Annotated in this window: 23 protein-coding genes; 4 read left to right on the top strand and 19 right to left on the bottom strand. The window is 35.1% G+C overall.

From position 1 onward, the window contains the following. Positions 1-59 precede the first annotated feature (59 nt). The gene (locus tag ACZZZI_RS00325) at positions 60-623 is read left to right on the top strand and encodes a Maf family protein (RefSeq protein ID WP_463488289.1); all 564 of its coding nucleotides are present in this window, start codon (positions 60-62) and stop codon (positions 621-623) included. 15 nt (positions 624-638) lie between these two features. Here the strand turns inward: ACZZZI_RS00325 and ACZZZI_RS00320 are convergent, their stop codons facing one another. From ACZZZI_RS00320 to ACZZZI_RS00305, 4 genes are all read right to left on the bottom strand, one after another. Further along, positions 639-1,553: a Ppx/GppA phosphatase family protein gene (locus ACZZZI_RS00320; RefSeq protein ID WP_463488288.1), complete on the bottom strand. Its 915-nt coding sequence runs from the start codon at positions 1,551-1,553 to the stop codon at positions 639-641. 2 nt (positions 1,554-1,555) lie between these two features. After that, positions 1,556-2,272, bottom strand: a complete 717-nt coding sequence (locus ACZZZI_RS00315) for an SDR family NAD(P)-dependent oxidoreductase (protein ID WP_316763815.1) — start codon at positions 2,270-2,272, stop codon at positions 1,556-1,558. A gap of 116 nt (positions 2,273-2,388) precedes the next feature. Then, positions 2,389-3,729 (bottom strand): ABC transporter permease, encoded by a 1,341-nt coding sequence (locus ACZZZI_RS00310; protein WP_316763812.1) that lies wholly within the window; start codon positions 3,727-3,729, stop codon positions 2,389-2,391. A gap of 3 nt (positions 3,730-3,732) precedes the next feature. Next, positions 3,733-4,629: an ABC transporter ATP-binding protein gene (locus tag ACZZZI_RS00305; RefSeq protein ID WP_463488287.1), complete on the bottom strand. Its 897-nt coding sequence runs from the start codon at positions 4,627-4,629 to the stop codon at positions 3,733-3,735. Between the two features lie 517 nt (positions 4,630-5,146). Here ACZZZI_RS00305 and ACZZZI_RS00300 point away from each other — a divergent pair. Continuing rightward, positions 5,147-5,992, top strand: a complete 846-nt coding sequence (locus tag ACZZZI_RS00300) for a DUF6882 domain-containing protein (protein WP_463488286.1) — start codon at positions 5,147-5,149, stop codon at positions 5,990-5,992. A gap of 97 nt (positions 5,993-6,089) precedes the next feature. On the opposite strand, the gene dnaJ is transcribed toward ACZZZI_RS00300, so the two are convergent. The 6 genes from dnaJ to ACZZZI_RS00270 all read right to left on the bottom strand — a co-directional run bounded on the left by dnaJ (position 6,090) and on the right by ACZZZI_RS00270 (position 12,052). Continuing rightward, positions 6,090-7,253, bottom strand: coding sequence for a molecular chaperone DnaJ (dnaJ, locus tag ACZZZI_RS00295; protein WP_316763800.1), 1,164 nt, complete (start codon positions 7,251-7,253; stop codon positions 6,090-6,092). Positions 7,254-7,345: 92 nt separating this feature from the next. After that, positions 7,346-7,927, bottom strand: coding sequence for a nucleotide exchange factor GrpE (locus ACZZZI_RS00290; protein ID WP_316763797.1), 582 nt, complete (start codon positions 7,925-7,927; stop codon positions 7,346-7,348). Positions 7,928-8,120: 193 nt separating this feature from the next. Further along, complete coding sequence (locus ACZZZI_RS00285; RefSeq protein WP_316763794.1) at positions 8,121-8,801, bottom strand: cell division ATP-binding protein FtsE; 681 nt, start codon at positions 8,799-8,801, stop codon at positions 8,121-8,123. 1 nt (position 8,802) lies between these two features. After that, complete coding sequence (locus ACZZZI_RS00280; RefSeq protein ID WP_269415359.1) at positions 8,803-9,006, bottom strand: fructose-6-phosphate aldolase; 204 nt, start codon at positions 9,004-9,006, stop codon at positions 8,803-8,805. Positions 9,007-9,052: 46 nt separating this feature from the next. Continuing rightward, on the bottom strand, positions 9,053-10,969 hold the full coding sequence (locus ACZZZI_RS00275; RefSeq protein ID WP_344766150.1) for a T9SS type B sorting domain-containing protein: 1,917 nt from the start codon (positions 10,967-10,969) through the stop codon (positions 9,053-9,055). Between the two features lie 69 nt (positions 10,970-11,038). Then, positions 11,039-12,052, bottom strand: a complete 1,014-nt coding sequence (locus tag ACZZZI_RS00270) for an acyl-CoA reductase (protein ID WP_463488285.1) — start codon at positions 12,050-12,052, stop codon at positions 11,039-11,041. A 78-nt stretch (positions 12,053-12,130) separates the two neighbouring features. Here ACZZZI_RS00270 and ACZZZI_RS00265 point away from each other — a divergent pair, with 78 nt between their 5' ends. Beyond that, positions 12,131-12,481, top strand: coding sequence for a 4Fe-4S dicluster domain-containing protein (locus tag ACZZZI_RS00265; protein ID WP_316763782.1), 351 nt, complete (start codon positions 12,131-12,133; stop codon positions 12,479-12,481). A gap of 138 nt (positions 12,482-12,619) precedes the next feature. On the opposite strand, the gene ACZZZI_RS00260 is transcribed toward ACZZZI_RS00265, so the two are convergent. Beyond that, the gene (locus ACZZZI_RS00260) at positions 12,620-13,072 is read right to left on the bottom strand and encodes a universal stress protein (protein WP_463488284.1); all 453 of its coding nucleotides are present in this window, start codon (positions 13,070-13,072) and stop codon (positions 12,620-12,622) included. A gap of 109 nt (positions 13,073-13,181) precedes the next feature. On the opposite strand from ACZZZI_RS00260, the gene ACZZZI_RS00255 reads away from it, so the two are divergent. Then, complete coding sequence (locus tag ACZZZI_RS00255) at positions 13,182-13,967, top strand: C40 family peptidase (protein ID WP_463488283.1); 786 nt, start codon at positions 13,182-13,184, stop codon at positions 13,965-13,967. A gap of 3 nt (positions 13,968-13,970) precedes the next feature. Here ACZZZI_RS00255 and ACZZZI_RS00250 read toward each other — a convergent pair whose 3' ends face one another. From ACZZZI_RS00250 to hisC, 8 genes are all read right to left on the bottom strand, one after another. Next, positions 13,971-14,870, bottom strand: a complete 900-nt coding sequence (locus ACZZZI_RS00250; RefSeq protein ID WP_463488282.1) for a WD40 repeat domain-containing protein — start codon at positions 14,868-14,870, stop codon at positions 13,971-13,973. Between the two features lie 17 nt (positions 14,871-14,887). Then, positions 14,888-15,271, bottom strand: coding sequence for a hypothetical protein (locus ACZZZI_RS00245; RefSeq protein ID WP_344766155.1), 384 nt, complete (start codon positions 15,269-15,271; stop codon positions 14,888-14,890). Between the two features lie 80 nt (positions 15,272-15,351). Continuing rightward, positions 15,352-15,960: a bifunctional phosphoribosyl-AMP cyclohydrolase/phosphoribosyl-ATP diphosphatase HisIE gene (hisIE, locus tag ACZZZI_RS00240; protein WP_463488281.1), complete on the bottom strand. Its 609-nt coding sequence runs from the start codon at positions 15,958-15,960 to the stop codon at positions 15,352-15,354. A gap of 88 nt (positions 15,961-16,048) precedes the next feature. Further along, a complete protein-coding gene (gene hisF / locus ACZZZI_RS00235; RefSeq protein WP_463488280.1) occupies positions 16,049-16,804 on the bottom strand; it encodes an imidazole glycerol phosphate synthase subunit HisF in 756 nt (251 codons plus the stop codon). A gap of 96 nt (positions 16,805-16,900) precedes the next feature. Continuing rightward, a complete protein-coding gene (gene hisA, locus ACZZZI_RS00230) occupies positions 16,901-17,650 on the bottom strand; it encodes a 1-(5-phosphoribosyl)-5-[(5-phosphoribosylamino)methylideneamino]imidazole-4-carboxamide isomerase (RefSeq protein ID WP_316763760.1) in 750 nt (249 codons plus the stop codon). Positions 17,651-17,703: 53 nt separating this feature from the next. Next, positions 17,704-18,294 (bottom strand): imidazole glycerol phosphate synthase subunit HisH, encoded by a 591-nt coding sequence (gene hisH, locus ACZZZI_RS00225; protein WP_424058342.1) that lies wholly within the window; start codon positions 18,292-18,294, stop codon positions 17,704-17,706. 293 nt (positions 18,295-18,587) lie between these two features. Next, positions 18,588-19,721 (bottom strand): bifunctional histidinol-phosphatase/imidazoleglycerol-phosphate dehydratase HisB, encoded by a 1,134-nt coding sequence (hisB, locus tag ACZZZI_RS00220; RefSeq protein ID WP_424058343.1) that lies wholly within the window; start codon positions 19,719-19,721, stop codon positions 18,588-18,590. A 3-nt stretch (positions 19,722-19,724) separates the two neighbouring features. Then, entirely contained in the window at positions 19,725-20,765 is a 1,041-nt protein-coding gene (hisC, locus tag ACZZZI_RS00215) for a histidinol-phosphate transaminase (RefSeq protein WP_463488279.1), read from the bottom strand. Between the last annotated feature and the right edge of the window lie 23 nt (positions 20,766-20,788).

Here is a 20,788-nt window from a genome sequence, read left to right as displayed (position 1 = left end):
AGAATAACGAAAGCGGCTTTAAGTCGCTTTTGTTATTTTAGCGGAAAATTAATTTAAATATGCTTCAAAATACACCGATAATACTTGCTTCAAAATCGCCACGCCGACAAGAACTTTTAAAAATAATGGGATTAAATTTTAAGGTCGAATTAAAAGATGTTGATGAAAGCTATCCCGAAGATTTGAGTCCTGCGGAAATTGCTGTTTATATTTCTGAAAAAAAAGCTAAGGCATTTTCGGCTGATGACGAAATAGTAATTACTGCCGATACAATTGTGGCTTTAAATGGAGAAATTTTGGGTAAACCAAATGATAAAGCTCATGCACAGGAAATGCTTAGAAAATTATCTGGTTCTAAACATGAGGTTTACACTGGTGTTACTTTAGTGCAGGGCGGTAAAAAAATATCATTTTATGATGTAACTGAAGTTAGTTGTAAAGTAGTTACAGATACAGAAATTGATTTTTACATTGATAATTACAAACCATACGATAAAGCTGGCAGTTATGGCGTGCAAGATTGGTGGGGAATTGTTGTTGTGGAAAAAATAAATGGTTCTTATACTAATGTAATGGGACTACCTACTGAAAAATTATACAATGAATTGCTTAAGCTGATTTGATAGAAAAGCATAGAACTATAGAAGACTTGCTAAAACACCCATTTTTAAATCGTAAGTAGATAAGCTTAGTTGATTTAACTTTAACCTGCCCATTACGTAATTGGTAATTAAGGCCGCTATTACAATCATGTCGATTCTTAAAGGAATCATTCCAGGCATTTCAGCTCTTTCTTGGTGCGTGCTATTGATAAGTTTTAGCGTTGTGGCAATATACTCGTCATAATTAAATGCATAAGTTTTAAATTTGCTTATATCAACCTCTCGATTATTTTTTCTGATAATTAATTCTGCAAAAGTTTCGAAAGCACCAGCCGAGCCAATTAATTTTGTTGGTTGATGTTTTTCGCAAATTTCAAACAAATCAACAAGTTGGTTTTGAACATGGTTTAGAATGGCATGTTTTTCTCCATCGTTAATTGGATCTGATTTAAAAAACTGCTGCATTAGTCTTGCAGCGCCAATATTATAACTTTTCTTCCAGATTAGTTGCTGTGTATTGCAAAGAATAAACTCTATGCTTCCACCACCAATATCCATAATTAAAGATAAATCCTGAATTGCATCGCTAAGTTTTACACCTTTATAAATCAATTCAGCTTCTTCATCACCACTAATGGTTTCTATTTCGATATCTGCTAATGCTTTAGCTTCAGATACAAATTCCACACCGTTTTTCGCACTTCTAACTGCTGAGGTAGCTGTTGCTTTTACCTGATCGACATTAAACTCTTTAATGCTTAGGCTAAAATCTTGTAATGTTCTTATACCTCTGTTAAAAGCCGCAGGAATAATTAAATTATCGTTTATTCTCCCTTCGCCTAATTTTACAGGAACGTTGGTTTTATAAAGAATTTCGAAAGTTCCACCGAAAGATTCTGCAATAAGCAAGTGAAAAGTATTTGTTCCTAAATCGATAACTGCAAAGCGCATATTTATAATTTTGTGAATAAATATCGTGGTAAAATTTTAGATATCCACGCAAAGATGCGCCACCTTTTACTTATATACAGCACTTCGGCACTTCTTTCTATACCAGCAATAATTTGATTAGCTGCCTTTTTAAGCGGTGTAACCCAAAATAAATTATCGCCTTTAGCCATTGCTGTATCCATAAATCCTGGGCGAATATCTAAAATATGAATGCCTAGTTTTTGCTGCTTAGATTTTTTAGATAGTCCTTCTAAATAGTTAATTTGATAAGCTTTTGAGGCGCTGTAGGCAGGTGCTTTTTCATTTCCACGTAAACCAGCTACAGATGTTATTGCTGCTATGTAGCCGTGTCCTTGTTGTTTAAAATATTCGAAAGACCAGGTAATAACATTAGTAAAAGAAACGACGTTGGTTTTTAAAGTATCCTGTTCAATTTGATTATCTAAGTTTTCATTTATTTCGCCGTAACCAGCGCTATAAATTAACATATCAAAACCATCAAGCCTTGCAATTAATGAACCTAAGTTATCTAATAAATTTGGTTCATCATTTACATCAAAACACGAGGCGAAAATTTTGTTAGGCTTTAAAGCCTCAATTTCATTTAGCAAAGTTTGCCTTTTACCCGTTATGCCTACGGTATAGCCAGCATCCGACATTTTCAGGGCCAAGGCTCTACCAATACCCGATGTTGCACCAATAATTATAACTTTTTTCAAAGCTTTGAGCGTTTAGATTTTTATAGGAAATATTTTGAATAAAGTTAAGCGCAAAATATCGCTTTTATTGTATGTTTAAATTGATGGTTAGGTGTAATTATAACGCTTATTTTGACTTAATTTTTATACCAGAACCATTTCGCCATCTCTTTAACGCTTGCTTTTTTACCATACATTAAAATACCAACTCTGTATATTCTTGCGGCAAACCAAACCGTACCGATAAATCCAATTACGAGGATGAACATCGATAAAGCCAATTCCCAAGCAGGTACACCATAAGGTAATCTTACAACCATAGCAATTGGCGAGGTAAAAGGAATCATCGAAAGCCAAAACGCAACGCTGCCGTAAGGGTCGTTTGTTACTACGCTTAGCGATAAAGCATAACCTAAAAGCAATGGCATCATTACAGGCATCATAAACTGCTGTGTTTCGGTTTCACTATCAACAGCTGAACCTATTGCCGCATACAGGGCACTGTAAAAAAGGTATCCACTTAAAAAGTAAAAAATAAATACTAAAATAATTTTGGCCAAGTCTAAATTCTGTAAGCTTTCCTGAATATTTCCAAGTGGACCATTAGTCATTGCTGCAGCCTGAACTTGCTGTGCAGAAGGATTTGCAGCCGATACCTGAGCACTCGATGAAACGATTTTCTGAGCATCATCTTTATTTATAAAAACAGTTACAGCCAAGGCCGATATAGAAAAAGTTAATACAATCCAAAGCAAAAACTGGGTTAAGCCAACCATGGCAATGCCGATAATTTTTCCCATCATTAACTGAAAAGGTTTTACCGAAGAAATCATGATTTCGATAATTCTGCTTGTTTTCTCTTCAATTACGCCTCGCATTACCTGCACTCCATAAAGCATAATAAACATAAACATAAGTACACCTGCAACAAATGCAATTATGGTGCTGGCGCCTGCACTACTGTTTTCTTCCTTACCAGTATCGCCTATTTTTTTAGTATCGATCTTAACATTGCTTTTTAGGTTATCTAAATCAGTTTGCGAAATGCCCGATTTTTTTAGTTTATAATCTCGAATTAAATCTTCAATCGAATCTGAAATTCTTCCATCTAAAGATAAGCCAGCTTGTTTCGTTCCAATTAGTTCGATGCCAGCTGGTTTATCAATATCAAAGTCGGGGAGATACAAAATGTAATCGTAATCGCTTTTCTTCAGGGTTTTCTTTAAGCTTTCGAAAGAATCATTAACATAAACATAAGTTACGTTTTTGTTCGAAGTTAGTTTTTCTGTTAAAGTTTTGTTTTGGTTTACAACAGCAACCTTGTCTGTTTTATCGTTAATCCCCTTAATCGAAAAATAGATAATTAAACCATAAAAGCCTGCAATAATTAAAGGTGTTAAAAAAGTCATAATAATGAACGATTTCTTTTTAACTCTCGATAAGTATTCTCTTCGTATAATTAGTAAAATTTTGTTCATAATTTATTTTTTTACACGCTCAATAAAAATATCATTCATACTCGGAATTACCTCAGCCAAGCGATTAATTCGAACTTTGGGTAGCATTTCGCTTAATACATCGTTAGCGGTATAACCTTCCTTAAGCTTAAATTTCAAGCATTTTCCGTCTTTTACATCGCTTGTTTCCAATACATCAAATAATGCATTATTCGTAAAGTCTGTGTCGCCAGCATATTCTATAACATACGTATTATTTCTGTACGATGCTTTAATGTCATCAACTGCACCATCCAAAATCTTTTTCGATTTATCGATCAATGCAATATTGTCGCAAAGTTCCTCAACACTTTCCATGCGGTGGGTAGAAAATATAAAAGTTGTGCCTTTAGCGTTTAACTCAAGAATTTCATTTTTGATTAAATCGGCATTTACAGGGTCAAAACCAGAGAAAGGCTCGTCCAAAATAATTAATTCGGGATTATGTAAAACTGTGGCAACAAATTGAACTTTTTGTTGCATCCCTTTACTTAAATCTTCAACCTTTTTATTCCACCAGGTTGCCATATCTAATTTTTCGAACCAAAATTTTATACGTTTTGTAGCTTCAGATGTGCTTAAGCCTTTTAATTTAGATAGATATAAAACTTGCTCACCAATTTCCATCTTTTTATATAAGCCACGTTCTTCGGGCAAATAACCAATTTGGTTAATGTGATTAGAGTTAAGTTTTTGTCCGTTAAAAATAACTTCTCCGCTATCTGGGGCAGTAATTTGAGTAATAATTCTTATTAACGATGTTTTACCAGCTCCATTCGGGCCTAATAACCCAAAAATTTTGCCCTGTTCAACTTCCAGGCTCACATCATCAAGCGCACGGTGGGTTGCATATTGTTTAACAATATTTTTTACACTCAGCATAGTTAAAGTCTTTAATCTATTAGTCGCAAAAAGTATCCAAAGGTTACAAAAGGTAAAATGTTTTTTGAAAAGCAAATACAGAAGCATTTTGGTTACGATAGTCCTGCTGTACATTTTGGCCTTCGTACCTCAGGGCCGCCATTTCCATCAGGTTTATTTAACCCCAAACATTGCTTTTTATTAAAAAAATAATGTAGTAGCCATTTCAGATTTTTAACTAACGAAACATTTTTGTAGAATTTATTTCGTGTAATAAAAAAATACACAATAATATTATAACTGCTTGATTTTTAATTGTTTAAATATTTTTGCTTTATTGTTAAATATCTGTTTGTCAGGTTTTTGTGTTCTTGGTTTTGTATTATATACATTATCATTTATTTTCATTTTATTAATTGGCTGGCAGAAACAGAAAAACTTCCATTTATCAAACAGGATATGCTATTTTTTGAATTATACTTAAAGTTTAAAAGATTTTAGCTCAATTAATTACAGCTTTTTTATCATAAAGTTATATATGCTGCAGAATGTAAATAATCTTAACCAGAATAGCATTGGCGGAACTTACACCATAGCCGACAGCTTTCGTATAAGCTACAACGCTTTAGTTAGTTTGATAATTCCTGGCAAGAATAGCTTTTTAAGAAAAATTTTTTCTCGTACTGAACAGGAACAACCTGCTAAAATTGTTTCTATGAAATACACCAACTTCTGTAAATCGGAACAAGAGTTGATTGAAAGATATGGGGGAATTGCTTTTGATAAACAAATTGATGTTGCAGAATTAATTGGTGCAAATAGCTGGAGTTTGGATATGATTAATTGTGAAATTAGTTTTGGAAATAACCTGGTTATTCCTTTTCAGATTTTAGGCTCATTTTCGCGTTCATCGCAAAGTTGGCTTTGGGCTTGGGCAAATACTAAAGCCGAAATGGCAACTGATTCTTTAAACCATGCACTAAAGCTTAAAAAGTATGGTGAAGATAATAATATCGACTTTTTAAAGATTGATCATTTTGAAGCTTCGAATATAGATTTACATTTAATTGGTTTAACAGCATCAGGAATGATGAAATCGAGTGGATATTACATTGCAGATTACGGTAAGGGTGCGATGGTTTTTACATTAAAAAGTGATGCAATTGATAAGATTGCTAAAAACGAGCATGAAAGAATTTTAAGTGTTTTTCCTCAGTTAATATCCGATTTTGATGTTAACCATAAAGCTGCATTTAAATATTATTTAGAAGAAAAAGGTTATAAAGTTTCAATAGAGAAGTATAAAATAACAGGTGTAAAGGGCATAAACCAAATTACCGCAGAGTTTGATAAAGATAGTATATTAACCAATTTGAACAGCTAAAAGCCCATATGAGAAACCAAAAAAACCGATGCTTTCGTATCGGTTTTTTTGGTTTAAATCATAATCTTCTAGAGTGGATATTCTCTAGCTAAATTTCTTATTCAAAATATTCTTTCATTCTATCGAAAAAGCTTTTTTCGTTTTTACCTGGCTGAGGTTTAAAGTTGGCAGAATCACGAAGTTTTTCTAAAATAGTGCGCTCTTCACTGCTTAAAGCCTTCGGTGTCCAAACATTAATATGAATAATTTCATCGCCTCTATGGTAAGAATTTACTTCTGGCAAACCTTTTCCTTTTAAGCGTAAAAGTTTTCCGCTTTGTGTACCTGGGTCTATTTTAATTTTTGCTTTACCATCAATTGTTGGTACTTCAATACTTATGCCTAAAGCAGCATCTGCAAAACTCAAGTGTAAATCGTAAACTATATTATTTCCTTCGCGTTTTAATGTATCGTGAGCAGTTTCTTCAATTAAAATAATTAAATCTCCAGGAACGCCACCATTAGGTGCTGCATTACCTTTACCACTCATACTTAATTGCATGCCTTCGCTTACCCCTGCAGGAATGTTAATTGTAATGGTTTCTTCCCCACGAACAACTCCATCGCCATGGCAAACATTACATTTTGCAGTAATTTGCTGGCCGCTACCATTACAAGTAGGGCAGGTAGATGCCGTTTGCATCTGGCCTAAAATTGTATTGGTAACTCTTCTAACCTGGCCACTACCTCCACAAGTACCACAAGTACTTACCGATGATTTATCTTTAGCTCCAGTTCCATCGCAAGTTTTGCAGGAAATAAGTTTGTTAACTTTTATTTTTTTCTCGGCTCCGTGAGCAATTTCTTCTAACGTTAATTTAACTTTTATACGAAGGTTAGAGCCTTTAGCTACACGGCGTCCGCCACGTTGCTGGCCACCACCGCCACCACCAAAAAAGCTTTCGAAAGGATTATGACCACCAAAAATATCTCCAAAATTACTGAAAATATCATCCATGTTCATGTTGCCGCCGCCATAACCTCCTGATGCACTGCTGCCAACACCTGCATGACCAAATTGATCATAACGTTGTTTTTTCTCAGGATTACTTAAAACTTCGTAAGCTTCTGCAGCTTCCTTAAACATATCTTCTGCAGCTTTATCTCCTGGGTTTTTATCAGGGTGATATTTGATAGCCATTTTACGATATGCCTTCTTAATTTCATCTGCAGGGGCGCTTTTGGTAACGCCTAATACATCATAATAGTCTCTTTTACTCATCTTTTTTATAAAATGATTGAATTTTGAATGGTAGTATTTAAGAATGTTTTCCCATTCCCTAATTCATTCCTTTCATTACTCAATAATTATTTTTATGCTCCAACTACAACTTTAGCAAAGCGGATAACATTATCATTTAACGTATAACCTTTTTCAACTTCATCAATTACTTTTCCTTTTAGCGCATCCGTAGGAGCAGGAATATTGGTAATTGCTTCGTGGAAATCAGTATCAAAATCTTTGTTAATGCTTTCTACATCTTTTAAGCCTTTTTGAGCTAATGTATTCTTTAATTTATGGCTAACCAATAAAATACCTTCTTTAACAGGTGCAACATCTGCAGCCGTTTCCATTGCTTTTAATGCACGATCGAAATCATCTAAAACTGGAAGAAGCGAAACGATTACATCTTTACCAGCAGTTTGTAATAATTCTACGCGTTCTTTTTGAGTACGACGTTTATAGTTGTCAAACTCGGCATATAAGCGTAAATATTTATCATTAAGTTGTTGAACTTCAGCTTGTAATTTTTCTTCGGCAGTTTGCTCTTCAACTTGCTCTACATTTTCTTGATTATCAGTGTTTTCTGGAGTTTGAGCCTCCAGATTTTCTGATGCATTTTCAGTATTCATTATATTTTCTTCTGTAACGTTATTTTTCTTCTTATTAAACATAATATTAGGCTGAATTTTTTGTGTTAATCGCAACTACTTTGCCATAAAGCGAAATCAGCCAAGCTGGCAGATTTATATAGATTTATCTGAACAGATTGGCTGATTGACTGACAATAAATTTACGATTGGAGATTTACGATTTTAGATTGGCATCTATAACTCGTAATTTGTTAATCTAAAATCGTAAATCCAATTAGGCTATTTGTGCATCTTCATGAACAACCCCGCTTTCGCATTTAATAATGCGTGATGGAAAAGTTCTGATAATGTGGTAATCGTGTGTAGCCATTAAAACAGCGGTTCCATTTAGGCTAATTTGTTTTAATAGGGTTACAATTTCTTCTGATGTTTCTGGATCTAAATTTCCTGTAGGTTCATCAGCAAGAATAATTTCTGGATCGTTTAGTAGTGCTCTGGCGATTACAATACGTTGCTGCTCACCACCCGAAATTTCGTGAGGCATTTTCTTAATTTTTGAACGCAAACCTACTTTATCCAATACATCTTTTATGCGCTCGTTAATAAGTTTTTCGTCTTTCCAACCTGTAGCTTTTAAAACAAATTCGAGGTTTTTTTCTATAGTACGATCGGTTAATAGTTGAAAATCCTGAAAAACAACACCTAATTTACGACGTAAGAAAGGTACTTGGCTTTCTTTCATGTCCTTTAAGTCGAAACCAGCGATATTTCCGTTTCCACTTCCAATATGTAAATCGCCATATAAAATTTTAAGCAAACTACTTTTACCCGAACCAGTTTGACCAATTAAGAAAACAAATTCGCCTTTTTCTATGTGTAAGTTTACGCTTGAAAGTACTAGGTGTTTTTGTTGAAATACATCAACATTGCTTAAATGAATTACGTTTTCTGCCATTTTATATTTCTAATTTAGCAATCTGCCCAAAAGGCAAATCTTTTACCATTTGCATAATATAGTCTAGTTTATCGCCTAAGCCTAATTTATCAAGAGATTTATCTGGCCTGTCTACCCTAAAATATGCAAGTAATGTAAACTTGTCATCTCTAAGCTGAACATAATCTGGAATTTTGGCGATGCCTTTTACTTTAATGATATACATTGAGTCCAAAAATAGCTATTTATGCTGAAAGCTGAAAGGCAAAAAATTAGCGAGTTAAGAAAATCCAGCCAGAGTAGGTTTCAAAATCCTCATTAAAATAAACGGTATAGTAGTAAACGGCAGACGGCAAATCTTTGCCTTCAAATTTACCATCCCACGGTTTATATACTCCGTTGCTTTGGTAAACTAAGTTGCCATAGCGATTTGTTATTTTCACTCGGGTATTGGTAAAAGCTTCGGTTGCGGGTATAGTCCAGTAATCGTTTATTCCATCGCCATTTGGCGAAAAAGAATTTGGTATAACTATTTTAGGGTAAACTTTTACTAAAACATCATCTGTACTATTTAAGCAACCTGCGTTCGATTGGGCATGTAAAGTGTAGGTAATATCGAATGGAGGGGTTGCTTTCGGATTAAGTTTTGTCGGGTCATCCAAATAATCGTTTGGAGTCCAAAAATAGCTTACATCATCTCCTGTTACTTTACCGTTTAATATTACAGAATAACCATTTAAAGCTTTTAAATCTGCTCCAGCATCAGCTACTGCATTTTTTAAAATTATAACCTTAACGGTTGCCGTTTCTGAACAAATACCATTTGAAGCTGTTACCGTATAGGTAGTAGTTTCTTTCGGATTAGCAATCGGGTTGGCAATTTCTGAAGAAGATAAACTTTCGCTTGGGAGCCATTTATAACTAATTCCACCAGAAGCAAATAATGTAATTGGATTATTTTCGCAAGTTTCAACAGAAGTAAAACTGGTGGTTAAGAAAGGTTCGAGAACCACCAATGTAGTTGTAGAGGTGCTTGCACAGCCATTTAAAGTTGCAGTTACAGTATAATCTCCAGCCATATCGAATTGTGTATTACTAATAATTGGATTTTTATCTGTAGATGTAAACCCATTTGGACCTGTCCATTTAAAAGTTGTACCCTCAGTAGCCGAGAGTTGAACGCTAGAGCCAATACAAGTTGGACTATTATTACTCGCAATTGTATTAAATTTTGCAGTAACGGTAATCGTTAAAGGATCAGAAGCTACACGGCAATTTACTGAATTGATATTTTGTCTTTCTGCGGTAATTAATCGATATTGATAAGATCCAATTGCTGCTCCAGTAAGATTAACAGTGGTTTGCGTAGTGTTTTGCCCTGGAATATCAGTCCAAATGTTACCAGTTAATGATTGCCATTGATAAACAGCATCGACATAAGTAGATGCAGTAATGTTTGCAGCTAAAGCATAGTTTCCTGAATTACCTTCACACACACTAATATTTGAAGGCACATTATTTACAGATGAGGTAATAATAGGACCGCAAGCTCTGAATGTTATATCATCTAAAGCGATATCATTTCCAATTCCACCAGGACCACTATTTGAAATTTTTAAAACTAAATCTGTTTGGTTGGTTGTTGTAAAAGTGGTTGCATATTGAATCCATTTTGGCGTTGGGCCATCTTCAATGTCATTTGTGTTATACTTGCCCACTGGTGCCCCTGCCGTAGTTTCAATAGTAAAAGTGATATTAGGTTTTTTGCCCGAATAATTTAACAGGTTAATAATCCATGCAGCAAATTCGTAAGTTGTTCCTGGGCAAAGACCTGATATATTTGTTTGATAAAAAATACCAGGGTTTTCAGAAGCATTTACAACCATCATATAGCCATTCGGATCGTTTGGTGTATGGTTAGGTATTTGATGCCAACCATTACCAATTTGATTATGCATACCATTGGTGCTTTTGGCTATGGTATATTCGCCATCATCAGGACTATCCTGAACATACAAATAATTTGTATTTGCCGTACTTAAAGGAGCTGCGAAATTAGATGTTCCAGAGCCAAAATTTATATTTATAACAGGGTCGCCTAGTGCGCCATTACAAACCTGTTGCGAAAATGTAATTGTTGAGAGAAATACCAGAAAACTCGAGAGTAAGACTTTGAGCAGATTACACATTTTGGGGAGCATTTTTATCACAATATCTTAATAAAAAATTAAAATGACCGCAACTGTCTTATTTATTGGTTATAAAACGTTTAAAAAATCAACAGTATTTACGTTATCGGCATAATCCCAAAGTTTTGGATGCTGGCTTTGGCCAAAGTCAAAAGTATTTATGCCTAAATTAGCTTTAGTAATAACGCACTGAATTTGCGCTGCTTTATCTTTCAATTTGTCTTCCACATCTGTAAGATTTTTATATTCTTCATAAAAAAGAGCAGCCAAGGGCGATGTCAAGCTTTCATCTTCTTTTAACAGCAAAAAGCCATTATCAAAGTGCTTAACCATATTAACCAGGTAAATAGATTTATTGTAATCGTAATTGTTGTTATACTTAAAATGATTGATTATTGGTTGATAGCTTTCTATTCCTTCATAAAATTTAGCAATATCGTAGCCTTCAGGGAAATAAATTTTTGATACATTTCTACAACCTAAGCCAAAGTAATCAAAAATATCTGCTCCTAAATTTTGAATATCTTCAAAACTTTCGTTTCCTGTTAAAACTGCAACACTATTTCTGTTTTTTCTGATAATGTTTGGAACCTTACTGAAATAGTAATCGAAATAACGAGATGAATTATTACTTCCAGTTGCAATAACCGCATCGAAGTCTTTAAGACGTTCTACATATTCAATATTATTTTGTAATGCAGGTTCTAAAATAATCAGCTCCGAAAGAATTGCTGTAATCAGTTTATCATCGGCCGATGAAAGTTTAATTAGAGCGATATTTCCTGTTGCTAAAACACTTAAAACATCATGCAAGCCAACCATTGGTATGTTGCCAGCTAGGATTAAACCAACTTTTTTGGGGGTTGAACTAAACTCTACTGATTGAAACCAAATATCGATATCTTCTTCATTTAACATCTCCGAAAAAGATAAAATTGATTTTTTTATATTCTCGGTAGTAAACCATGCATTACTACTTTCTGCTCCATGAAATGCATTTTCTAGTATGTCAGTAGGGTTGGTAAGGTTTTTGCCAAGCTTTTTAAAGGCAATTATTACTTTTTCTTGAGTTAATGCTGACATATTTAGAATTATTATTAATTGATTATATCTTATATTTGCAGCGCAAAGGTAAACTAAGCAAAAGAATTAGACGAAGACATGGCGATTAAAATAACAGATGAGTGTATAAATTGTGGGGCTTGCGAACCAGAATGCCCAAATAATGCAATTTATGATGCCGGTACTGCATGGCGTTTTTCTGATGGTACAAATTTAGAAGGCGTTATAGATTTTGGTAATCAACAAATTGAAGCTGATGCATCGCAAGAGGCAGTTTCTGATGAAGTTTATTACATCGTATCGGATAAGTGTACAGAATGCAAAGGATTTCATGACGAACCCCAATGTGCTGCGGTTTGCCCGGTAGATTGTTGCGTAGATGATGAAGACATTCGCGAAACTGAAGAAGAGTTATTAACTAAAAAAGCTTGGTTGCACCAGGAAGGTTAGTTATTTTCAGTTATGGATAACCATACTGAGCGGAATAAAGATTATATGTTAAAAAAGTTCTAATGAAAATTAGAACTTTTTTTTGGTATTAATTTAAATATTAACAAAGTTTTATCAAATAATTGGTTGCCTAACCAACTAGTCTAGCTCCGATTTGTTTGGAATAATTAAAACAGGGCAAGCCGACTTTCTGGCAACGTGTTCGGCAACGCTGCCCATTAAGAAATGATACAAGCCTGTTCTGCCATAGGTTCCAATTACAATTAAGTCTGAACCCCATTCATCAGATTGTTGAATAATTCCATGTGCAGCGCTATCAACAACGCTTAAATAATCAGTTTTAATACCGTTGCTGTATTTAGATTCTATTTCCTTTAATAAAATATGGCTGTTTTCTTCACTATTATCGTAAGTTTCTAAAAATACGGGCGCTAAGGTTAAATCAGGATTTACATTTGCAGGTATTGGCTCAACAATATTTACCAATGCCACTTCTGCACCAAATTTTTCGGCAATTTCGTAACCTGCCTTTGCGGCCTTTTCTGAACAGGTACTATTATCTACAGCTATTAATATTTTTTTTAAATTCATGTTGAGCAGATTTAAATGTGATCATCATAAAAATAACAAATTTGTGCGCAAAATGTTAGCGGGTAGATGTAATTTATTAGTTTTATGCAATAATTCAACTGAGCAAAAAATGGAAAATCAATATGGCATTTGCAGGGTAGCTATTGCACCGTTAAGAGCAGAAGCGTCTGATAAGGCTGAAATCGTATCTCAATTATTATTTGGAGACCATATAGAGGTAATTCAAAAAGAAGAGCGATGGTGGCTAATTCAAAATGGTTACGATGGTTACGAAGGCTGGATCGATTTCCGACAGCTGGCACCAATTTCTCAAAGCCAATTTGCTGATATGCACGATTGTAGATTGTTTGCTCCGAAAAACTACAATAACATTTTAAAAGCTGAAGATGGTAGTTTATACCATTTAAGCACGGGAAGTAATTTACCGTTTTACAAAGATGGTTATTGCTATGTTGGAGCAGAGAAATTCGAAGTTACTTTCGAACCTCATAACAGTACAAATGCCGATTTTAAAGCTGAAATTACCTCAACTAGTAAGTTTTTTCAAAACATACCTTATTTGTGGGGCGGTAGAAATATTTTTGGTCTAGATTGTTCTGGCTTTGTACAAACAGTTTTTAAACTGTTAAACATTAAGCTAAATCGCGATGCCTCGCAACAAGCAGAGCAAGGAAAATTGGTTGGGTTTTTGGCCGAATGTAAACCTGGCGATGTTGCCTTTTTCGATAATGCCGAAGGTAAAATTACCCATGTAGGTATTATGCTTAGTGCGAATGAAATTATACATTCATCGGGAAAGGTAAGGATAGATCCAATAGATGATGAAGGAATTTTTAATAAAGAATTAGGCAAGTACACACATAAATTGAGGATCATTAAACGTTTTGTGGAATAAGGCTTAATCTTCCATCTCCCAAAGCATCACTTGTCGGTCATCGCCTGTGCTAATTAAATATTTTCCATCATTGCTCCACATTAATTTATTAATGGAGTGTGTATGGCCAATGCCAGCTTTCTCTAAACTCAAAATTTTATAGAGCTTAAAGTTTTCTGCATCCCATAACTTAATGCTTTTGTCCTGACTGCTTGTTGCAAAATAGGGTAGAGTAGGATGAAACGCTATATCGTAAACCGTAAACATATGTGCTGGAATGGTTTGCAATAGTTCGTATGTTGGCAAATTCCAGATTTTTAATTGTGCATCTCTGCTCCCCGAAATTAAATATTTTCCTGTAGGATGATAGGTTAAGGAAGTAACCGGCAAAGAATGACTGTCTAAATTTTGTTTGATACTATAATCAGCAAGGTTATAAATTTTGATTAAATGATCTTTACAACCGAAAGCGATTTCCGTTTCATCTGGAGAAATAGCAATCGCCCTCACAGTATCGTAAGCAGCTTGAAAGCGATAAATCTCCGAAAAATCTTCAAGCGACCAAACGGCAACAGCGCCATCTTCTCCTGTGGTTAAAAGTTCGTTTTTACTTTTAACCACCTGAATACTAAAAATGGGTTTTGTGTGTGCACTAATTCTTGCGATTACCTTTTCTTCGTTTAAATCATAAACACTAAAAGCACCACTTCGTTCGCCAACAAAAAGTTTGTTGTTGTGGTAGTACAGGTAATAAACAGAACTTTGTACTGGCATTTTAACCTTTACAAAAGCCATCGTTTCCAACGACCATTCTACAACGCCTTTATCATTTCCAGCGCTAAAAAAAGTTTCCGCTTTATCTGAATTTGCTAAAGCGTAAACAGGGTTTTGGTGGCCTGAAAAAGTTTTTAAGTGTTTAATCATTTTATGTTTCTCTGTTCTTACTTTAAATTTAGATTTGACATTTTTTTGTTTTCTCTGTAAGCAATAACAAACTGAGCAATTATTAAAAGGTCAATAATCAGCTTTGTAATAATCAAATATTGGGGAGGACCAAACGCCGAGGCGTTTGCAAAATTCACTTGAAAAAGTATTTGAAGAGTAATTAGAATGGTAATGATTGAAAAAAGCACACTTAAAAATCCTAAATATAAATGCCATTTTTCAAACTTTTGGCTATTTTTTATAAAATGAAATAGTGTAACCCAATTGAAAAAAATAGATGGTATGATAAGGGCTAAATCAAGATAATTTTCACTGCTTTTGAATATCGCTATGAATATTATTCCTAAAAAAAGATTTAGATAACTAATGTATTTAAGCATGTGTAGGTTTGAAATTCTTTTATATTAATTTAAATTTTGGCTATGTAATGCTATTGTCAACTTGAAATCTATACCAAAGCCTATTGATGTCTTTTCTCTAAATTCTTTGCAATATCTTGAATAGATAAGCCTTTCTCTTTCAATAAAAATAATAGATGAAAGACTAAGTCTGATGCCTCCCCAATTAAATCTTCTTCAGTTTCTGCCAATGCAGCTATTACAGTTTCCACACCTTCTTCGCCAACTTTTTGAGCGATTTTGTTTAAGCCTTTGCTACGCATTTTGTTAATGTACGAGCCCTCGATAGGATTTTCATATCTATCGGTTATGATGTTTTCCAATTCAAAAATGAAGTTCTGATTAAATTCTGTTTTGAAACAGCTTCTACTTCCCGTGTGACAGGTTGGTCCATCGGGATTTGCTTTAATTAAGATCGTATCATTATCACAATCGATATGTATAGATTTCACGAAAAGGAAATTTCCACTTTCTTCTCCTTTGGTCCACAAACGGTTTTTAGAGCGAGAGTAAAAGGTCACTTTACCCTCAGCTTGTGTTTTCTCAAAAGCTTCGGCATTCATGTAGCCTAACATTAAAACCTCTAAAGTTTGTTCGTCTTGTATTACTACAGGGACCAAACCATCACTTTTATTAAAATCTATATTCATAGTATTCTCTTGTTCCGTCATTGCGAGGTACGAAGCAATCCTAAAGCGATGGGTTTTAACGCCTTCCTAAATAGTAAGATTGCTTCGTGCCTCGCAATGACGAGTTTATTTATATCCTAACAGGAACTCTGTTCCTTTTTAATTCTTGTTTTAAATCTGGGATTAAAATCTCCCCATAATGAAATACCGAAGCAGCAAGCGCCGCATCAACATTTGCTTTTTGGAAAACCTCTGTGAAATGTTCCATACTACCTGCACCCCCCGAAGCAATAATCGGAATGTTGATCATTTGATTTACTTTGAGTAGTAAATCGCAATCAAAACCCGCTTTTGTGCCATCATGGTCCATAGAAGTTAACAGAATTTCGCCTGCACCTAAATCTTCAGCCTGTTTAATCCAATTCTCAGTTTCCAATTCGGTAATTAATCGTCCACCGTTTAAATGGACCATATTTTTACCACCAACATATTTGGTGTCGACTGCTAAAACCACAAACTGAACTCCAAAAGCCTTTGCAAGCTCTTCAATTAGTTTAGGATTTCTAACCGCTGCCGAATTGATACTGATTTTATCGGCACCAGCATTTAACAGCGCCTCAGCATCTGCAAGTTCTGTAATTCCTCCGCCAATGGTAAATGGAATATTCAGCTGGCGGGCTACTGATTTAACCATCTCAATCATTGTTTTACGGCGTTCGTGAGTGGCTGTGATGTCCAGAAAAACCAGCTCATCGGCACCTTGCTGTGCATATTGTGCAGCCAATTCTACAGGATCTCCTGCATCGCGTAAATCAACAAAGTTTACGCCTTTTACTGTACGCCCGTCTTTAACGTCTAGGCAGGGAATTATTCTTTTTGAAAGCATTTTTTTATAGTTTCGTCATTGCGAGGTACGAAGCAATCTTAAAGCATATAGCTATAGTTGTAAGATTGCTTCGCGCCTCGCAATGACGGGTTTGACCTAGATCGAACTCAGCATCTTCAAATTCCACTCTTTAATCTGTTCTATGGTAATTCTATCCTCGTAAATCGCTTTACCAACCACTACACTTCTAATCGGGAATTTTGCTAAATCGTAAATATCTTCCATTGAGCTTACACCACCTGATGCAATTAACTTAATCATAGGCGAATGTTCCAACAGTTTTTTATACAAATCGATTGCTGCGCCACCCAATTTTCCATCCTTGCTAATATCTGTACACAAGAAACGGAAGAAGCCTAATGCCAAACATTTATCAACGTAATCCATTAATTTAATTGGCGAACTTTCCATCCAACCAGAATATTTAATCACTTCGTCTAAAACATCAATAGCAATAACAATACGGTTTGCATAATTGTCTTTTTTTGCAAATGCTTCGCTTAATTGTTGTAAAAAGTCTGGATTGGTAATGGCTTGTGTGCCCACAATAACACGATGGATTCCTGCATCAAGCAAGTTGGTTACTTGCTCAATCGTCCGGATTCCGCCACCGTATTGCACTTTCATCTCGGTTTTTTTAATGATTTCAAAAAGAGATTTCTGATTGCTGAAATCGCCTTTTGCACCATTTAAATCAATAATATGGATAAAATCTGTTCCGTTTGAACGGTATTTTTCTATCATTTCAGCGATAGAAACATCATATTCAGTTTTTTGGTTGTAATCGCCTTCACGTAGGCGAACAACTTTTCCATCCAAAATATCAATAGCAGGAATTATGTACATTTTTTTTAAGTTAAAAGTTGAAAGTGAAAAGTTATTTAAATATTAACTATTCCTCAGCTTAAGTTTGAAAAATTTTTTAATATCTGTTCGCCAGCTTTGCCCGATTTTTCAGGGTGGAACTGAACGCCGTAAAAGTTGTCTTTTTGCACCGCTGCCGAAAACTTTAGTCCGTAATTGGCAGAAGCGATGTCAAAAGTAGGGTTATATTCAATAAAGTACGAATGAACGAAGTAAAATTGTGCATTAACCTCAACACCCTCGAATAACGAATTGTTTTTATGCTGAACATCATTCCATCCCATGTGTGGGATTTTGATATTCAACGACTTATCGAATTTTTTGGTTTTAACAGGAACGATATCTAACAATGCCGCATCGCCCTCTTCAGAATGTTCGGTAATCAACTGCATGCCTACACAAATGCCTAAAACTGGTTTTTGTAAGGCTTTTATTGCTTTGATCAGGCCAGTGTGTTTTAGTTTTTCCATCGCAGCACCTGCATGTCCAACACCTGGAATAATGATGTGGCTATATTTTTCTAAATCACTTTCAGTATTTACCATGCCATACTGCAGGTTTAAACGCTCCAAAGCTGCGGTTAAAGAGAAAATATTGCCAGCGCCGTAGTTTACTATTCCAATCATAATTATTATCAATATTTAGTATCATGTATCAGAACAAGATACTTTTTTATAAAATTTGAAAACGAATGTCAGTTTTTCAAAGGTTCTGCAGTCCCGCTATTCGTTTCAAGTTTTTTTGCTTCTGTCATTCTGAGGCACAAAGAATCTGTTTCATAGGTTGCAGATGCTTCGTGCCTCAGCATGACAGTTTATTTAAGGTTAGTGCTAAGTAAAAAACTTTCCATTACTATCGGGTTTATTTAACAAAGTATGTGCACTAAAACCCTATACCTTGAACCTTTCAACCCTATACCTTACAAAAGCCCCTTTGTACTCGGTAAAACCATTTTCTCTGCATCACGCTTAATTGCCATTTTTATCGCCTTTGCGAAAGCCTTAAATATAGCCTCAATTTTATGATGCTCGTTATCTCCCTCAGCTTTTACGTTCAAATTGCATTTTGCAGCATCGCTGAACGATTTAAAAAAGTGATAGAACATTTCTGTAGGCATATCGCCAACTTTCTCACGTTTAAATTCAGCATCCCAAACAATCCAGTTACGGCCGCCGAAATCGATAGCAACCTGCGCTAAACAATCATCCATCGGTAAACAGAAACCATAACGCTCAATGCCAAGTTTGTTGCCTAAACCTTTAGCAAAAGCCTCTCCAAGGGCTATTCCGGTATCTTCAATGGTGTGGTGTTCATCGATATGTAAATCACCTTTGGCAATCACTTCCAAATCAACACTTCCATGTCTGGCAATTTGGTCAAGCATGTGGTCGAAAAAGTTTAAACCTGTTTCGATTTTCGCTTTTCCAGTACCATCTAAGTCTAAATTAATGGTAATATCAGTTTCGTTTGTCTTGCGAACGTGATTAATTTTTCTACTTCCAGCTTTTAACAGATTGTAAATATCTTCCCATTTCTGCGTTTCCAAAATGATGATGTCTAACAAAGTTTCATGTTTGTCTAAAGCCTCGGTAGAACCAAGAGCATCATTCTGGCGAAGAAAAATTGCTTTTGCTCCCAGATTTTTAGCCAACACTACATCGTTTAATCTATCGCCAATCACGTATGAGTTTTTCAAATCGTAATCGCCACTGAAATATTTTGTCAATAATGCGGTGCCTGGCTTGCGGGTAGGAGCGTTGTCTTTTGCAAAAGTTCTATCGATAACAATTTCGCTAAAATTAACCCCTTCGCCAGCAAAAGTATCAAGCATAAAATTATGAATTGGCCAGAAGTTTTCTTCGGGATTCGATAGTGTGCCCAAACCATCCTGATTCGTAACCATCACTAATTCATAATCCATTTCGGATGCAATTTTCGAAAGGTAATAAAGTGAGCGAGGATAAAATTTAAGCTTGGCAAAACTGTCTACTTGTTCATCATCGGGCTCGATATTTAAAGTTCCGTCTCTATCTATAAATAGTACTTTTTTCATCTTTTAGAAATTTTTCAGAATGGTTAACAGTTTATCGTTTTCTTCTTTTGTACCAACAGTAATTCTCAAACAACCTTCGCATAAAATAACTTTCGACCGATCGCGGACAATAATTCCTTGCTCTACTAAAGTGTCATAAATTTTTGTTGCATCTGTAACTTCAGTCAATATGAAATTCGCATCAGATGGGTAAACTTTTGTGACGATATTTAGTGCATTTAATTCGATAGAAAGTCGTTCTCTTTCGGTGACAGATTCTTTAATCCAGGTGTTAACTTGAGCGATGTTTTTTAAGGCTTCAAAAGCTAAGTCCTGAGTCGCCTGATTGATGTTGTAAGGTGGCTTTATTTTGTTCAAAACATCAATAACTTTTCGTGACGAAAATGCCATTCCTAAACGTAAAGCTGCAAGCCCCCAAGCCTTAGAAAAAGTTTGCAAAACAACCAGGTTTGCGTACTCGGTTAGCTCCTGAATAAATGTCTTTTGTCGGGCGTAATTTATGTACGCTTCATCAACCACAACGATCCCTTTAAAGTTGGTTAAAATCGTTTCAATATCTTCGCGGTTTATCGAATTTCCTGTTGGATTATTTGGAGAACAAATGAATATTATTTTGGTGTTTTTATCAATCGTTTCTGCAATCTTTTCCATGTCTAATTGGAAGTTCGATAGCAAGCTTACTTTGCGGATTTCCACATCGTTTATGTTGGCCGAAACTTCGTACATTCCATAAGTGGGAGGCAGAACAATTACGTTGTCATTTCCAGGGTTGCAAAAGGCACGGAATAATAAATCTATGGCCTCATCACTTCCATTGCCTAAAAATGTATTTTCAATAGGCACACCTTTAATTTTACTAATCGCATCCTTTAAATCCAACTGCAAAGGATCTGGGTAGCGATTGTAATTTGCAGGTAGGGGAGAACCGTAGCTGTTCTCATTTGCATCTAGAAAAACTGATGCCTGTCCTTTAAACTCGTCTCTAGCGGTAGAATACGGTTTAAGGTTTCTTATATTTTCTCTTACTAAATCGTTAATGTCCATTTTATTGGTTATTTAAGTTTTAG

Source organism: Pedobacter sp. AC190, from assembly GCF_979258025.1.
Note: the sequence above shows the minus strand (reverse complement) of the source record. Positions and strands in the feature narration are given on the sequence as shown.

Bases quoted from the DNA above. Each gene is read 5' to 3' on its own strand.
- hisH (WP_424058342.1), bottom strand. From the start codon at position 18,294: ATGATTGGAATAGTAAACTACGGCGCTGGCAATATTTTCTCTTTAACC.
- ACZZZI_RS00310 (WP_316763812.1), bottom strand. From the start codon at position 3,729: ATGAACAAAATTTTACTAATTATACGAAGAGAATACTTATCGAGAGTT.
- ACZZZI_RS00245 (WP_344766155.1), bottom strand. From the start codon at position 15,271: ATGCTTAAATACATTAGTTATCTAAATCTTTTTTTAGGAATAATATTC.
- hisB (WP_424058343.1), bottom strand. From the start codon at position 19,721: ATGAAAAAAGTACTATTTATAGATAGAGACGGAACTTTAAATATCGAG.
- ACZZZI_RS00285 (WP_316763794.1), bottom strand. From the start codon at position 8,801: ATGGCAGAAAACGTAATTCATTTAAGCAATGTTGATGTATTTCAACAA.
- hisF (WP_463488280.1), bottom strand. From the start codon at position 16,804: ATGCTTTCAAAAAGAATAATTCCCTGCCTAGACGTTAAAGACGGGCGT.
- ACZZZI_RS00255 (WP_463488283.1), top strand. From the start codon at position 13,182: ATGGAAAATCAATATGGCATTTGCAGGGTAGCTATTGCACCGTTAAGA.
- dnaJ (WP_316763800.1), bottom strand. From the start codon at position 7,253: ATGAGTAAAAGAGACTATTATGATGTATTAGGCGTTACCAAAAGCGCC.
- ACZZZI_RS00325 (WP_463488289.1), top strand. From the start codon at position 60: ATGCTTCAAAATACACCGATAATACTTGCTTCAAAATCGCCACGCCGA.
- ACZZZI_RS00305 (WP_463488287.1), bottom strand. From the start codon at position 4,629: ATGCTGAGTGTAAAAAATATTGTTAAACAATATGCAACCCACCGTGCG.
- hisA (WP_316763760.1), bottom strand. From the start codon at position 17,650: ATGTACATAATTCCTGCTATTGATATTTTGGATGGAAAAGTTGTTCGC.
- hisIE (WP_463488281.1), bottom strand. From the start codon at position 15,960: ATGACGGAACAAGAGAATACTATGAATATAGATTTTAATAAAAGTGAT.
- ACZZZI_RS00265 (WP_316763782.1), top strand. From the start codon at position 12,131: ATGGCGATTAAAATAACAGATGAGTGTATAAATTGTGGGGCTTGCGAA.
- ACZZZI_RS00320 (WP_463488288.1), bottom strand. From the start codon at position 1,553: ATGCGCTTTGCAGTTATCGATTTAGGAACAAATACTTTTCACTTGCTT.
- ACZZZI_RS00300 (WP_463488286.1), top strand. From the start codon at position 5,147: ATGCTGCAGAATGTAAATAATCTTAACCAGAATAGCATTGGCGGAACT.
- ACZZZI_RS00270 (WP_463488285.1), bottom strand. From the start codon at position 12,052: ATGTCAGCATTAACTCAAGAAAAAGTAATAATTGCCTTTAAAAAGCTT.
- ACZZZI_RS00280 (WP_269415359.1), bottom strand. From the start codon at position 9,006: ATGTATATCATTAAAGTAAAAGGCATCGCCAAAATTCCAGATTATGTT.
- ACZZZI_RS00290 (WP_316763797.1), bottom strand. From the start codon at position 7,927: ATGTTTAATAAGAAGAAAAATAACGTTACAGAAGAAAATATAATGAAT.
- ACZZZI_RS00260 (WP_463488284.1), bottom strand. From the start codon at position 13,072: ATGAATTTAAAAAAAATATTAATAGCTGTAGATAATAGTACCTGTTCA.
- ACZZZI_RS00275 (WP_344766150.1), bottom strand. From the start codon at position 10,969: ATGTGTAATCTGCTCAAAGTCTTACTCTCGAGTTTTCTGGTATTTCTC.
- hisC (WP_463488279.1), bottom strand. From the start codon at position 20,765: ATGGACATTAACGATTTAGTAAGAGAAAATATAAGAAACCTTAAACCG.
- ACZZZI_RS00250 (WP_463488282.1), bottom strand. From the start codon at position 14,870: ATGATTAAACACTTAAAAACTTTTTCAGGCCACCAAAACCCTGTTTAC.